The 14704-nt window shown below is 47.3% G+C and carries 12 protein-coding genes; all 12 read left to right on the top strand.

Going from position 1 to position 14704, the window contains the following annotated elements; all coding sequences use genetic code 11:
• The first annotated feature begins 5 nt into the window (after positions 1-5).
• Positions 6-1229, top strand: coding sequence for a hypothetical protein (locus ACJJIB_RS04665; RefSeq protein ID WP_444883770.1), 1224 nt, complete (start codon positions 6-8; stop codon positions 1227-1229).
• A 95-nt stretch (positions 1230-1324) separates the two neighbouring features.
• Entirely contained in the window at positions 1325-2878 is a 1554-nt protein-coding gene (locus tag ACJJIB_RS04660; RefSeq protein WP_444888023.1) for a tetratricopeptide repeat protein, read from the top strand.
• Between the two features lie 275 nt (positions 2879-3153).
• The gene (locus tag ACJJIB_RS04655; protein WP_444888022.1) at positions 3154-5244 is read left to right on the top strand and encodes a PEGA domain-containing protein; all 2091 of its coding nucleotides are present in this window, start codon (positions 3154-3156) and stop codon (positions 5242-5244) included.
• Positions 5245-5257: 13 nt separating this feature from the next.
• Positions 5258-5464, top strand: a complete 207-nt coding sequence (locus ACJJIB_RS04650) for a hypothetical protein (protein WP_444888021.1) — start codon at positions 5258-5260, stop codon at positions 5462-5464.
• A 25-nt stretch (positions 5465-5489) separates the two neighbouring features.
• Entirely contained in the window at positions 5490-6284 is a 795-nt protein-coding gene (locus ACJJIB_RS04645) for a MotA/TolQ/ExbB proton channel family protein (RefSeq protein ID WP_252084571.1), read from the top strand.
• 47 nt (positions 6285-6331) lie between these two features.
• Complete coding sequence (locus tag ACJJIB_RS04640; RefSeq protein WP_444888020.1) at positions 6332-7636, top strand: hypothetical protein; 1305 nt, start codon at positions 6332-6334, stop codon at positions 7634-7636.
• Positions 7626-8708, top strand: a complete 1083-nt coding sequence (locus tag ACJJIB_RS04635; protein ID WP_444888019.1) for a VWA domain-containing protein — start codon at positions 7626-7628, stop codon at positions 8706-8708. The genes ACJJIB_RS04640 and ACJJIB_RS04635 overlap by 11 nt, the downstream gene beginning before the upstream one ends.
• Positions 8705-9709, top strand: a complete 1005-nt coding sequence (locus ACJJIB_RS04630) for a VWA domain-containing protein (RefSeq protein WP_252084568.1) — start codon at positions 8705-8707, stop codon at positions 9707-9709. Before ACJJIB_RS04635 ends, ACJJIB_RS04630 begins: the two co-directional genes overlap by 4 nt.
• Positions 9710-9732: 23 nt before the next feature.
• Positions 9733-10401: a hypothetical protein gene (locus ACJJIB_RS04625; RefSeq protein ID WP_444883764.1), complete on the top strand. Its 669-nt coding sequence runs from the start codon at positions 9733-9735 to the stop codon at positions 10399-10401.
• 11 nt (positions 10402-10412) lie between these two features.
• Positions 10413-11075, top strand: coding sequence for a hypothetical protein (locus ACJJIB_RS04620; protein WP_252084566.1), 663 nt, complete (start codon positions 10413-10415; stop codon positions 11073-11075).
• Between the two features lie 28 nt (positions 11076-11103).
• Positions 11104-12564 carry a M48 family metalloprotease gene (locus tag ACJJIB_RS04615; RefSeq protein WP_444883763.1) on the top strand — a complete coding sequence of 487 codons (1461 nt, stop codon included), beginning with the start codon at positions 11104-11106 and terminating at the stop codon, positions 12562-12564.
• Between the two features lie 347 nt (positions 12565-12911).
• Positions 12912-14543 (top strand): long-chain-fatty-acid--CoA ligase, encoded by a 1632-nt coding sequence (locus ACJJIB_RS04610; RefSeq protein WP_444888018.1) that lies wholly within the window; start codon positions 12912-12914, stop codon positions 14541-14543.
• The last annotated feature ends 161 nt before the right edge of the window (positions 14544-14704 follow it).

Here is a 14704-nt window from a genome sequence, read left to right as displayed (position 1 = left end):
CATAGATGGCACTTTTAACTCGAAAAAACTATCGCTGTTTATTTACAGCTCGGCTCGCATTGATAACTGCTGGGTTACTGCTAGCACTACTTAGCGGATGTACCACAACCGAAGTACGAACTACTGCATTTACTCCCCTCACCATTGAGGACAAAAATATTGCGGAAGAGCGCCTGCTGGACGTCGGCGTTATCCAGTTCGATCCCGGTATAGATACTGTTGAAGTTGACGAAGACACCCTGGTCTTTCCCGAATTACGCCAGGCTGAGTCCCGCTTTATGGCAGTCACCCTGGCTGACTCATTGCAGTCCAGCCTGGGTTGGGGGGCAGTGAGAGTTATCCCATCTGCCCGCACCAATATTGATGTAACGGTTTCTGGAAAGATAATCCAATCCGATGGTGAAATTCTCACCATGGAAGTGACCGTTACCGATTCCCGTGGTCAACGCTGGTTTACCAAGGAATATTCGGAATACGCTTCTCACTACGCCTATGATCGTAAGCACCCTACTGAAGGAGATGCCTTTCAGGGAATCTATAACCGGGTTTCCAATGACATGTTGAATTATCGACAAGGGCTATCCAATCAACAGATTGCTGAAATCCGCACTATCTCTGAGATGCGCTTCGCCAGGAGCTTTTCCCCCGAAGCCTTTACGCGCTATCTGCAGCAAAGCCAGGAAGGTATTTACTACCTGAGCGCTTTACCTGCAGAAAATGATCCTATGTTGCAGCGAGTACGAAAAATCCGTGAGCGCGATTATCTATTTGTGGACACACTACAGGAATATTACGGCACTTTTGCCAAAACCATGGAAGTACCCTACCAGGAGTGGCGAGCACGGAGTTATGAGGAAGTTCGGCAAATGCGCGAACTCAAGCGTAAAGCCCGCAACCACACCATCATGGGAGCCGCGGCCATTATCGGCGGTATCGCCGCAGCCGGTGCAGGAGGAGGCAGTGCCCAGGCTGCGGGACAGGTAGGTATTGGTGCTGGCGGTTATTTAATTAAGAGCGGCTTTGATCGTCGCGCAGATGCCAAGATGCATCTGGAAGCTCTGCAGGAATTGGGAGACTCGATGGAGGCTGAAGTCGAACCACAAATTGTCGAACTGGAAGATCGCACCGTCACCCTGAGCGGCACAGTAGAGAACCAATATCGTCAATGGCGGGAAATCTTGAAAGAAATTTATGAAGCCGAAACAGCGTCTTCCGAAACCAGTATATGAAGTGCAGACCTTATCGAGGTAAACCGGTCAGATTTTAACCCTTAGCAAGCACCCAAGATCTTCACTGGGTAACTTAATAAAACGGCGGAATCACTATGCAGCACCGCAATAACACCAAGGAAGATTCAACTCCGATCGAGCCCGCAGAGTTTAGCTTTGGCGGTGAGGAAGCTCGCATCCCCAAGAAAACCAGCCCTAAAACTGACAAGCCGGAAAGGGAAAATTCATACTGGCCTTTTTTGCTGGGGGCAGTAATGCTCAGTGGCTTGGTAGGGGTTTTCTGGGGACTTCCCCAAGTTGTGCAAACTCCAAAATTACAAACCGATAAAATGGCTGTTGCCAAAACAATAAATACACCAGAGGAAGATCCGGCACACGCATCCCCCTACTCCGATGCTGAAATCATGCAGCAACGCAGGGATGTGCAAAAAATTCTGCAAGATATTCTCGCCCTTAAAGAGGAGCTACAAGAACGTCAAGTTGAGTTATGGGCATTCGAAGATTACTACTCCGCTGAAGACCTAGCTCTAAAGGCTGATAGCCTTTATCGAAAAAGACAATTCATGCAAGCCCTGGAAAAGTACCGGGAATCCTTACAAGCACTAGAGACATTGCGTGACAGTATTCCCGAGCGAATTGAGTTACACCTTAGCGAGGGTAAACGTGCTTTGGATATAGGGGATAAGGATTCTGCACTAGATGCATTTAATCTAGTACTTACTATCTCTAAAGATCACCCAAGAGGTCTCAAGGGACTTGAGCGGACCGATAAATTACCCTCTGCCTGGTGGAGATATATTCAGGCAAAAGACGCCTACTCCGATTCCGACCTAGACCAGGCTAAGTCATCTCTTGAGCAATCACTCTCGGTTGACCCTGAGACTGTTGAAGCTCAAGCATTACTGGCAAAGGTTGAAATAGAAATCACTGAGAGAGACTATCAAAAGGCTATGTCTTCGGGCTACGCAGCGATTGCCGATAAAAATTACACATCCGCTAAACAATTCTTCAATCAAGCGCAAGTATTAAAGCCTACTGCTAAAGCACCGACCATCGGCCTACAACAGGCAAAAAATGGTATGGAGCGGGAGAAAATTAATAAACTACTGAGCTTGGCACGCTCACAGGAAAAAAAAGAAGATTGGCGTGATGCTCTTAAAAGTTATACGGCCTTGTTGAAAAAGGATAGTAGCCTGGTTGCTGCAGTTACGGGGAAGGCACGCTCTTCTGCCAGGGCCAAATTAGATGATCAGTTACAAGAATTACTCAAAGACCCCCTTACCCTTAGTGAGGGTAAGCGCAACCACTTTGCCCGCACTGTCTTAGCCGATGCACGTAAAGTAAACGGTCAAACACCACGCTTAGTTCAGCAAATAGAAGACCTAGAAAATGCGCTTACCCAAGCTCTGATACCTCTACCCGTTCGTTTCAAATCCGATCGTAGTACCAGTGTCACGATTTACCATGTTGGACGACTGGGTAATTTTGACCAACGAGAAATCGCCTTAAAACCCGGTCGCTACACAGCCATTGGTACCCGCGATGGGTATCGGGATGTACGGCGTGAGTTCATTGTAAAACCCGGAAAACCTGTCACCGAAGTGGTCATTCAGTGCGCAGAGAAAGTAAACGGCGCTAATAATAGCTGAAGACAAGAACCCCTGAGCGAGATGAAAATCCAATAAAGAAGATATTCGCAAGGGGCAAATCCTGAGATGAATCAGAAGATTCATTCACAGGAAAAGAGGTGTTCTGTGACAAACGGCTCGCTGATCGCCAACCCTCCGGTGGCAGCGAGCTAAGCTTTATTTCACACAAAAAAACATCCAACCCAGCCTTGGTATCGGCTGCGCTTTAGCGTGTATTTCATCGGTGCCAGATTATTGCGATAACTCCATAACGACACAGCAATAGGGAAGTGTAAATGGCAGTGAAAGAGGCGGTCTCAGTTCGTGATAATGAGCCTGTAGTCGATGACTCACCTCTCATCGAACCTATAGGTTTCACACCGGTTCAAGTCAGCTCTAACCGTGCTCGCCTGTTCCTGTCCAAGCGTGCACTGGTAGTAGCGGCCTGCCTGTTATTAAGTCTCTTGGCGCTGACCTACTTAGTCATCGCCCGCTCCCTCATATTTGAAACCGTGCCTAACAATGCAAAAGTCAATATTAATGGCTTTGCCCTGCCACTGGGAGATGGACATCTGGTGCTTCCCGGCAACTACAGTTACACCATCAGTGCAGATGGTTATTTATCCAAGAGTGGTGAGGTTGAAGTCGGCAGCGATGGGCACAGCCGCCATGCAGTGACCCTGGATAAGCTGCCAGGCCATCTGCAAGTTGAAACAGACCCCCCGGTTCCAGTCAAAATAATAATCAATGGCGGTGAAGTGCCCAATACAAACGGACTGGTGGAAAATATACGCCCAGGTTCCCTTCGGGTAACAATTCTCTCCGATCGTTATCTCCCCTATACCCAAGTAATCAAAGTCGAGGGGCTCGACAACACTCATCGCTTGCAAGCAAAACTTCGTCCAGCCTGGGCCAATATACGTATTAGTAGTAATCCCCCAGGTGCCACTGTCACCTCCAATGGAAAAACTCTTGGCACAACACCTCTCAATACAGAGCTGGTGCAAGGGGATAGGGTTGTCTCCATCTCCCTACCAGAACATAAAACTGTCGATGTCCCAATAGCCGTTACCGCCGGTGTGGACCAAGCCCTTCCCACGGTAAATCTGGGCCCAGCCGATGGACTATTACGAGTTGTTTCAATTCCCGAAGGCGCCAGTGTAACTGTTGATGGGGAGTTCCGCGGACACACTCCTCTTGAACTTGAATTGTCATCAGGAGAAGCTCATCGATTACGCTTTTTTAAAGAAGGTTACGCCTCTGTAGTGCACACCATAGACCTTTCCGCCGGAATGGAACGGGATCTCAGCGTTAACTTAAACGCCGTGTACGGTAGGGTATTTGTAACGAGTGTACCCACTGATGCAGAGGTTTATATTGATGGGCAATATGCGGGTAAAAGCGGACAGTCATTCAACCTCCCAACGAAAAGTCACAAAATTGAAGTGAGGAAGAATGGCTACCAAGCATTTGATACCAGAGTAATCCCAAGCGACAAGCTGGAGCAGACGGTACGCGCAGTATTGTTGACCAAAGAGCAGGCTCGCTGGCAGCAGGTTCCGGCATCCTATCAACATGGCGCGAATGGAACCATGAAGTTGATGCGCCCCAATGCTGTATTCACTATGGGATCCTCACGACGTGAACAAGGGCGCCGTGCCAATGAGGTGATGCGCCAAGTCGCTCTCAATCGTCCTTTTTATATCGGAGCCACCGAAGTCACTAATGGAGAATTCAGACGCTTTAAACGTATGCATACCTCAAGGCATGTGAATGGAGTTAGCCTGGATAATGACAACCTACCTGTCGTCAATGTCAGTTGGGCCGATGCGGCTTTATTTTGCAACTGGCTCAGTGAACGTGAAGGTCTTAACCCTGTATACCTAACCGAGCGCGGCAAAATAGTTGGGTTTGATTCAGCAGCAGACGGCTATCGCCTTCCCACAGAAGCCGAATGGGCCTGGTTGGCACGCTATGATAAGGGCACCATGCGTAAATACCCCTGGGGCAATGAACTACCTATCGGCGCCAACTCTGGTAACTATGCTGACAGCCACGCTGCCAAGCTGGTCCCGGCAGTATTACGTACCTATAGCGATCGCTATGCAGCCACAGCTCCCGTCGGCAGTTACAGTCCAAATCCTCTTGGAATATACGACTTGGGTGGCAATGTTTCTGAGTGGATTCACGACCTCTATACCATTGGTACCGGACTCTCATCGCGCCTGGAAGAAAATCCGATTGGCCCACAGGATGGCGACTACCATGTAATTCGCGGCTCCAGTTGGCGTCATTCTGGGTTAACCGAGTTGCGTTTATCTTACCGTGATTATGGTGAAGCTCCCCGCAATGATATTGGATTTAGGGTCGCGCGCTGGATTAATTAAAGAAGGAGTGAAGATGTTCAGGATCATTTTAATACTCATCATTCTTTTACCCTCTTACTTATTTGCCCAGGAGAAAGAAGATACCAATGAGATGACCGTTGCTCAGGCGAACAAGGAGAAAACAGAAAAAAACAAACGCAAGGGCAATCGTTCAGATGATTACAAGTCTTCAGAAGAAATTTCTGAAGATTTATCTGTTTCTTATCCTGTGGATATTTAAAAGAGAAGCCGCCAAGGGCACCATCATGAAATTCAAATCCTCAGACTTTGTGTTCCAGATTTTTGCTCTGCTGGGATCTATTATCCTGGTTCACGCCATTTATGTTGCCATCATTCGCCCTAACGCAGATGCCTTGATAGAAGAACAGCTTGCACGGGAGGCAGCAGGAGAAACCTACGTTCAGCAACGTTCCATTTATATTGTGATGAAAGACTACGAGCAGGAAGCTTGCTTTGTACTGATGCTGTGGGCCATGGCAATCATGGGCCTAAAGGCACACCGCAGCATACGCGAGCGCAAACTGCTCGATAAAGCCCTTCTTAATATCAGCGAAGGCACACCTATATTACCCGAAGACACCCGCGACCTGTCCCGCCCCATACAAGCACTACCCGAAGAGGAGCGAAGTTATCTCGTGCCAAGAGCACTGCTCACCGCGCTACAAAGATTCGGTTCTACCAAAAATGTGGCTGCGGTTTCCAATTCAGTGAAAGAAGTGTGCGAAACAGAGGGCGATCGGCTCGACTCGGAATTAGCAATGGTGCGCTATATCACTTGGGCAATTCCTTCGATCGGGTTTATCGGAACCGTGCGCGGCATCGGCGAGGCACTTTCTCAAGCCCATAAAGCAGTAGAGGGTGATATTGCCGGGGTTACCGTAAGCCTTGGGGTCGCCTTCAACTCAACCTTTATTGCCCTGGTGATCAGCATTGTCATTATGTTTTTTACCCACCAGTTACAGCTTATGCAAGAAAGACTGGTCTTGGATACACAGAACTATTGCGATAACCGCCTGCTGAGATTTCTCAAAATCAGCTAGCCGAACTCGAAATTATCATCTCGGATATTCGCCGCGAGGAATACTCCATGGGACAAGGTGTCCTTGAAATCAATGATTGTGGTTTAAGAGTTTTTATCGATACCACGGAAGTTCTGGAAAGCCCCGGTATTGCGGTAATTGAACCGGGACGTATTCACATAGGCACCGCAGCGCAAATGCGTGCCCGCAGTCACCCCACCCAAGTCAACAACCAGTTTTGGCGAAGGCTGAGTTTAGAATCTTTAAAATCAACCAACCAGCGCTGCCGCCACCATGCCGATCTTGCCTACTGCCACTTACAAGAAATATCCGAACACTGTGATCTTCCCGAAGAATTGGTGCTAGCAGTACCAGGCAATTTTACCCGCGAGCAATTAGCGCTGTTACTCGGGATTATTAAAGAAAGCAATATGAATGTGGTTGGCCTGGTTGACTCTGCCAGTGCTGCTATTGGTGACTTGGCCCCCCCTGGATTGCAAATGCATGTAGAACTGCAACTACATCAAACTCTCGTTTCCCGTATTTCGGTGGATAACCAAGCCACCGTAAAATCATCGGAGAGTGTTGCAGATGCAGGCCTATGTCATTTTCAAGAGGCCTGGGCAAGAGTTTTCACGGATGCTTTCGTTATGCAGTGCCGTTTTGATCCACTGCACTCTGCAGAATCCGAACAGCAACTCTATGATTTGATGCCCCAGTGGGTCAGCCGCGCAATGAGTCAGGGGGAAGTTCTTGCAGAGTTAGATGATCGTACGGCAAAAATATCTTTGCGCCAACTTCAGGACGCTACAGCTCCTATTCTTTCCCGTGTTCGGGCAATGATTGAAAACCTTGCAGATAGTGGCAGTGTGAGCTTTATATCCCATCGCTGGGCAGAAATTCCCGGTGGTCTGCAGATAGCCCAACGTATGCATCTTCTATCCAGGGACAGCACTGCCCAATCTATTAAGAATCGCTGGAAAGAATTGCGCAGTCCTGACTCTGCTTTGCGATTAGTGAGCAGTGTCAGAGCCGCCCCAGAAAGTGAAATCAGCCTGCATTTAGAAGCACCTTCAGAAGCCGTAGCCACACATCTTTTATATGGCCATCGCGCCCTTGCCGCACAACAACCACTATTTGTTTTCTGGCACGAAGATAAATTTCAGGTTACTCCCACCCCTCCTGAGCACCCAGCAGCGACGGTTACCAACCATGCGGGGCGTCTTGCATTAAGAGTAGATGCGGGAATTCGTCTGATGCTTAACGGTGAGGAAATTGCAGCACCGGTTAACCTAAACGCCGGAGATAAGATCGGAATTGCGGATCGCCATGACGTCATAACTGCAATCAGTGTGGAACGCTATGAGACGTAAACAGCGTCGCTTTTCTACCTTCAGCTTATCTTTTCTAGACATCATGTCCTGTGGATTTGGTGCGGTTGCACTGATTTTTCTAATTATTAAGCATGGCTCCGATCACGAAATCGAAGTAGAAACTGAGGACTTGAGCGCTGAAGTCAACCTGCTACAAGAAGAAGTTGAAATTGGGGAGGAGCACCTTGTATTGGCGCGCAACACCTTGGATATCGTCAGCGATGAACTCGCAGAGGCACAAGGACTTGCACGTCGTATACTCGAACAAATAGAGGAGGTAAAAGGCAATATTGCCGAAGTGGACAGTATTGATGAAAAGGAAGACATAAAAAGATTACAAGACAAACTCAAAAAATTAGAACAGGCCAAAAAGGACTTAGAGGAGGAAAATAAGAAGCTCGGTAACAATGTGCGCAAATATAGTGGAGATGGTGACCGTCAATACCTTACAGGGCTTCGACTTGGTGGTAATCGCATCCTGATTTTACTTGATGCCTCTGCTTCAATGCTCGGTGATGAACTTATCAAAGTTATTCGCGCCCGCAATATGTCATCAAGGGTTAAACGTCAGACAGAAAAATGGCGTCGGGCCATCAATACCGTTTCCTGGCTCACCGCCCAGTTACCACCAGACAGTCAGTACCAGATCTATACTTTCAATACATCTTTTCGCGCCGCAATCACCGGGACGGAAGATCGCTGGCTCAATGTAGATGATCGTGACCAGTTGGATAAAGCAATCAAACAATTGGATGAAATCGTGCCAGAAAATGGCACTAGTTTAGAAAGGGTATTCAATGCCATTCACGCCATGACACCTTTACCCGATAACATTATTTTGATCACCGATGGCCTGCCTACACAAGGTATGAAGCCACCCAGAAGTGCCACTGTCTCAGGTAGGGAACGCCGTAATTTATTCAAACGTGCGGTTAAAGTGCTTCCCAAGAATGTTCCGATCAATATCATTCTCACTCCAATGGAAGGCGACCCTTTCGCGGCCAGTGAATACTGGAAACTGGCCATGCAAACTCAAGGATCTTTTCTCGCCCCATCAAGGGATTGGCCATGATTGGTTCTTCAAAGAAAAAACGCCAAGAAGAATTCAGCATCTCCTTTCTCGATGTCATTTGCTGTGGATTTGGCGCTATTGTATTGCTGTTAATGATTGCCAAAACAGCCGAGCCCATTGTATTAGAAGAAGCGGAGATAGATCTGGAGGCTCAGGTTATAGAACTTCAAGAACAAATCGCAGAAATTCGTGGTGAAACCACCGTCCTCAACCGGGACCTCAACGCCAAGCGCGAGCAGATTGACATTGAGCGCAAGCGCATTGCCAATCTACGTGGAGAACTTCAAGCTCTGCAGGCCGTCTACGCCAGTAAAACGGAAGGACAAAGCCAGGAAGGCAAGTTGAAGGGTGAATTGACTATCGCTCTTCAGACGATGACCGAAGAAATGCGTCGCCTACTCGGCGAAAACTACCAGCGTAAAAATAATGTCATAGGTGGTATACCAGTCGACAGTGAATACATTCTTTTCATTATCGACACCTCCGGCAGTATGTTTAACTATGGTTGGGACCGCATGATGGCGGAAATGGTCAATACTTTAGACCTGTATCCCAACGTCAAAGGTATTCAGGTAATGAATGACATGGGGGATTACATGTTTTTCAATTACCGCAACAAGTGGATCCCCGATACCCCTGGGCGTCGCCAGGCGATCCTCCAACGATTAAAAACATGGAACCCTTTCAGTAACTCTAGTCCTGTAGAGGGCATACAAAAAGCCGTGCGTAGCTTCTACGATCCCAGTAAAAAAATTAGCATCTATGTATTAGGTGATGAATTTACAGGGAAATCAATTCGCAATGTCATGTTGGCTGTGGATCGAGTCAATGCCCAACATGGAGAGGGTAAACGCAATATTCGCATCCACGCAGTAGGGTTCCCAATACAGTTTTCCAGGCCTCCGCATTTGCAAACTACCGGATTACGTTTTGCCGCGCTGATGAGAGAACTAACCTATCGTAATGGTGGTACTTTTGTTGGACTTAATGATTTTCGCTAGCTGATTGTTATCAGGAGTCATGCATGAAGCACAGGATAAAGGAGACACCCACATTTCACCTGGCGATTGTGGTTTTTCTCTCTCTAATTGTTACGGCCTGCTCCCATACGGTTCAGGTTGAAGGAAACTATCCCGCCCCTGTAGGTCATCAATTTCCACTCTCAGTGGGTATCTATCTGAGCGAGGATTTCAAAAATTATACCTATCAGGAGGATAGTGAGGACCGAGAGGAATGGAAAATAAATACTGGCAGAGCACAGGGAAATCTATTTGAAACAGTTCTCCGTTCTATGTTTGTCAATACTATCTCACTTTCTGAATACCCTAAGGATGTCCCCGCTAATGTTGAGCTTGTTATAGTTCCGGAAGTCCGTGAACTTCAGTTCACCATGCCCAGAGAAACAAGAGTCAATATTTTTGAGGTGTGGATCAAATATGATATGAACGCCTATGACTCCCAGGGAAACCAAGTTGCCAACTGGGTGATCACTGCTTACGGTAAAACACCAACCGCCTTTTTACAGTCCCAAGAGCAGGCCTTAACCCAGGCAATCAATATTGCTCTTCGCGATGCAGGTGCAACCTTATATACAGGTTTCGAAAAGGTTCCCGAGCTACAGGCATTTCTCTCTGGCAGGATTAGATCTGCGTCATTACAGGAATTTAAAGTAAAGTCCCCACAGGCTGAATAGAGGGTTTCATCGTGTTCAAGCCATTAATTGTTATATCCCTGCTCATCCTTAGCGGATGCACCACTGTAGTTATTGATGAATACAGACGTAGCGATGGTGAACTTGCGGCTGGGGATTCCGTGGTGATATTAGGGCGTCGCCATTCCAGTGATTACGAAACGGAACCCAATCTTATCGACTGTGTAGGCAGAGAATTACACAATCCTGAGATGGGGGTTAATATTATTCCCGAAAAAGAGTTTGTTGATCTTATGTATCCCTGGTTCGAGCCAAGAACCGCCCCCATGCATGTGCGTTCACTCGATCGCCTTATGGAAAACAAAGAGGTCCGTGAACGTATGGAGTCTTATGGGGTGAAATACATCGTCTGGATAGACGGCTCTACAGAAACCACTGCCAGTGCCGGCTCAATAAGCTGCACGATCAGTACCGGCGGAGCTGGTTGTTTCGGTTTCGGTACTTGGGATAAGGAATCTGATTATGAAGCATCAGTATGGGATTTTCGCGATCGAGAGCTGTCCGGAAAACTGAGCGCAGATGCCAAAGGCACATCTTATATGCCCGCCATCGTAATACCAATCCCCCTGATCGCACGGGTACAAAACAATGCTTGTAAAGGGATGGCCGTGCAACTACAGCAATTTTTGGTACCCGCAGCAGGCAGCAGTTCTTAAACAATAAATAAGCAGGGAGGCAGGGTTAATGCAAAATTTCTTTCGGTGGTACGTCTTTTTATTGGTCTTTGTATGTACTGCATGTGCTTTCAACCCGGCCACCAACCGGCCCGATCTGGTCTTGATGTCCGAGGATAAAGAGATTTCTATCGGCAAAGAAATGCATGAAAAGCTGATCGAAAGTACCCCTATCTACCAGGATCCAGTACTCACCGCCTATGTTGACCACGTAGGGCAAAAAGTAGCGGCAGCCAGCGATAGGCCCGACATCAAGTATCACTTCACGATTATCGATAGCCAGGATATCAACGCTTTTGCCCTACCTGGAGGCTATGTATATATCAATCGCGGCCTGCTGACTTACCTTCACTCCGAAGCAGAAATGGCAGCTGTGCTCGCCCATGAGATAGGCCATATCACTGCACGCCATGCCGTTCGTCAAAAAACTGCTGCCACTGGTGCCAGTGCCGCATCAGTATTATCTGTATTGGTAACAGGCAGCCGCGTTGTTGGTGATGCAGCAAATCTCTGGAGTACTGCTGCGGTGAAAGGTTATGGGAGGGAAATGGAGTTGGAGGCAGACCGCTTTGGTGCGCAGTATATGTTCAAAGCCGGTTATGATCCCACCGCAATGCTCAATGTAATTGGCATACTAAAAGATCAGGAAATCTTCGCCCGCAGACGGGCGCGTGTGGAGGGTAAAAAACCGCAGACATATCATGGCGTTTTTTCTACTCACCCACGCAACGATATTCGTCTACAGGAAGTAGTCAAGGCCGCAGGTACCCTACCTGAAGAGAGCAAGGATGTTAAAGTAGCCTATTACCGTGAAAAAACTGATGGTCTTGTTTACGGTGATAATGCCAGGCAATCCAATAAAAATCGTTTTAATCATAAACGTTTAGGCTTCTCACTGCTGTTTCCTGATGGTTGGACAGTAGCCAATCAACGCTCCTCCATCGTAGGCACTGCTCCTGATCAATCAGCAACAATTACGATTAAGGTCGCTAAGCGTGAGGGGAATCAACCCGCAGATATGGCCTTGCGTGAGCAGTACGATTTACGCAAGCTGGAACAAGATGAAAAACTAAATCAATACCGACTAGAGGGACACACAGGTAAAGTCCCACCACTTGAAAAGAATAATATTGATCTAGATCGAGTTGCAATTATCTACTATGGCAGCCGTCAATTTATGCTGGAAGGTAAAGTGGCCAATGCATCATCGCAGAAAAAGGATGATCTTGAACATTATGACACACTATTTTTAACCAGTATCCGCAGTTTCAGACCCTTGCGGGAAACCGATATTGTAGAGAAGGATATAAGACGACTGCGCTACGTAAAAGCCACAGAAAAAACTACCTTTTCCTCCCTGGCACGACACATGGAAATTGGTGAATATGCTGAGGAACAGCTGCGACTTCTCAATGGTTATTATCCTCGGGGCGAACCAGAGCCCGGTGAATGGATCAAAATAATCCAGTAAAAAAGCTACCACCTTTCAATTATTCTTGGCATTTGTAGCAATATTCTGTATACCTGAGAAATACCGTATGGAAAATTAAATAATAACTTACGGAATTCACTATACGTGCAGAATTTTTCATTCTCCATAGAGACCCATTGGTCTACCTTACTCACAATTGAAGAACACTCTATACCAGTAACATCAGTGGTGTATGGATACTTTAATTAAGTGCATAGAAACATATTCACAACTTATGCACAGTACAATGTATTCTCTTTATTCTTCATTCATAGCAAGGCATAAATATCGATCCGCACAACCCTATATAGATCAAGTGCTAAAAACCATAATAATAGGAGCTTTAAATGAACGGCATGATGATGCAGTCACAACTTACCCTAACCGGTATCATGCAGCACGCCTTGAGTAATTCACCCAATAGTGAAATTGTCTCCATTACTAAGGATAATCCTCAGTTTCGCTACACCTACAAAGAGGCCTTTAAACGCTCTGCCCAACTTGCCCAGGCCCTAGCCAGACTTGGAGCTAACAATGGAGATCGTATCGGCACTCTGGCCTGGAATGACCATCGTCATTTTGAACTCTACTATGCGACTTCCTGTAGCGGATTTGTTTGCCATACCATCAATCCACGCTTATTTCCTGAACAAATTCATTATATTGTCGAGCATGCCGAAGATCGCTGGCTGTTTATCGACCCAATGTTTGTTCCGCTTATTGAAAAAATGGTTGATAGACTCAACAGCGTAGAGGGTTTCATCGTTTTAACCGACAGGGCTCATATGCCCCAAAGCACTCTACATAATTACTATTGCTATGAAGAGCTTCTCGATAATCATTCTGGCGATTTCCACTGGCCGGAACTGAATGAGCAAAGTGCCGCCGCTCTCTGTTATACCTCCGGCACCACAGGGAACCCTAAGGGAGTCCTCTACTCTCACCGAGCAATGACACTGCACACCTACGGGGTACTAATGCCCGATGTCTTCGCCATACGCCGCGATGAAGCCATCCTTCCCGTAGTGCCCATGTTTCATGTTAATGCTTGGTCCATTCCCTACGCGGCACCTGCTGTTGGCGCTAAGTTAGTTTTACCAGGCCCTAAAATGGGTTGTGGTGAAACGCTTAGTAGACTTATACAACAAGAGTCAGTCACCATCGCCGCTGGCGTGCCCACCGTTTGGCTAGCACTTCTCAAATATTTGCGTGAAAGTGGAGAAAAGGTCTCTAGCTTGAACCGTGTGGTCGTCGGCGGCTCTGCCTGCCCTTGGAGTATCATGGAAGAGTTTGAAGAAAAGCATGGTGTCTATACCCATCATGCCTGGGGTATGACAGAGATGAGCCCACTTGGTACCTACAATGCCCGCATAGATGAATATTTACCTAAGAATGAAGCCAAGGCCCTGCGCCTGAAGCAGGGCCGTGCGGGGTTTGGAGTAGAAATGCGAATTGTAGACCCTCTCGGCAGCCCCCTTCCTCACGATGGTATTGCTTTTGGCACACTACAGGTAAGAGGCCCTTGGGTTTGCGAACGCTACTATAAAGCCGAAGAGTCTGCGCTCACGGTGGACGGATGGTTTGATACCGGCGATGTGGCCACTATAGACTCTTTAGGCTATCTGACCATCACCGACCGAACCAAGGATGTGATTAAATCTGGGGGAGAATGGATATCTTCCATTGAGCTTGAAAATTTCGCTATAACCCTTGATGGAGTTGCCGAGGCAGCAGTTATAGGTGTCGCTCATGAAAAATGGGCCGAACGGCCACTATTGATCGTGGTGCCAGAGACCGACGGAAAGCTCAAAGCCAAACAGATTCTCGCCGCTTTTCACGGGCGCTTCGCAAAATGGTGGATTCCTGATGACTGTATTATCACCTCAGAAATCCCCCATACCGCTACGGGAAAAATTAGCAAGAAAGACTTGCGGCAGCAATTTGCACAACACCTCTGGCCTCAAGAAGTATCAGTATAAATTGCCATCAGAAAGGCAAGCATCTTAGCAACCAGTTCAACCGGGCAATAAGCCCGGTTTGCCACTTGAAACCGTTGAGCAAATCTAAATGCCCTATGGTTCACACTATATTTAACCACTTTAGCATTGATATATCTCTGTCATATTCTTTTGCTAGAAAG

This window comes from Microbulbifer mixtoriginis (SeqCode) (assembly GCF_052467705.1).
This window is presented reverse-complemented; position numbering and strand designations above follow the sequence as displayed.

What these genes read in the sequence shown, in the direction of transcription:
- ACJJIB_RS04665 (WP_444883770.1), top strand. Translation starts at nt 6, where the DNA reads ATGGCACTTTTAACTCGAAAAAACTATCGCTGTTTATTTACAGCTCGG.
- ACJJIB_RS04660 (WP_444888023.1), top strand. Translation starts at nt 1,325, where the DNA reads ATGCAGCACCGCAATAACACCAAGGAAGATTCAACTCCGATCGAGCCC.
- ACJJIB_RS04655 (WP_444888022.1), top strand. Translation starts at nt 3,154, where the DNA reads ATGGCAGTGAAAGAGGCGGTCTCAGTTCGTGATAATGAGCCTGTAGTC.
- ACJJIB_RS04650 (WP_444888021.1), top strand. Translation starts at nt 5,258, where the DNA reads ATGTTCAGGATCATTTTAATACTCATCATTCTTTTACCCTCTTACTTA.
- ACJJIB_RS04645 (WP_252084571.1), top strand. Translation starts at nt 5,490, where the DNA reads ATGAAATTCAAATCCTCAGACTTTGTGTTCCAGATTTTTGCTCTGCTG.
- ACJJIB_RS04640 (WP_444888020.1), top strand. Translation starts at nt 6,332, where the DNA reads ATGGGACAAGGTGTCCTTGAAATCAATGATTGTGGTTTAAGAGTTTTT.
- ACJJIB_RS04635 (WP_444888019.1), top strand. Translation starts at nt 7,626, where the DNA reads ATGAGACGTAAACAGCGTCGCTTTTCTACCTTCAGCTTATCTTTTCTA.
- ACJJIB_RS04630 (WP_252084568.1), top strand. Translation starts at nt 8,705, where the DNA reads ATGATTGGTTCTTCAAAGAAAAAACGCCAAGAAGAATTCAGCATCTCC.
- ACJJIB_RS04625 (WP_444883764.1), top strand. Translation starts at nt 9,733, where the DNA reads ATGAAGCACAGGATAAAGGAGACACCCACATTTCACCTGGCGATTGTG.
- ACJJIB_RS04615 (WP_444883763.1), top strand. Translation starts at nt 11,104, where the DNA reads ATGCAAAATTTCTTTCGGTGGTACGTCTTTTTATTGGTCTTTGTATGT.
- ACJJIB_RS04610 (WP_444888018.1), top strand. Translation starts at nt 12,912, where the DNA reads ATGAACGGCATGATGATGCAGTCACAACTTACCCTAACCGGTATCATG.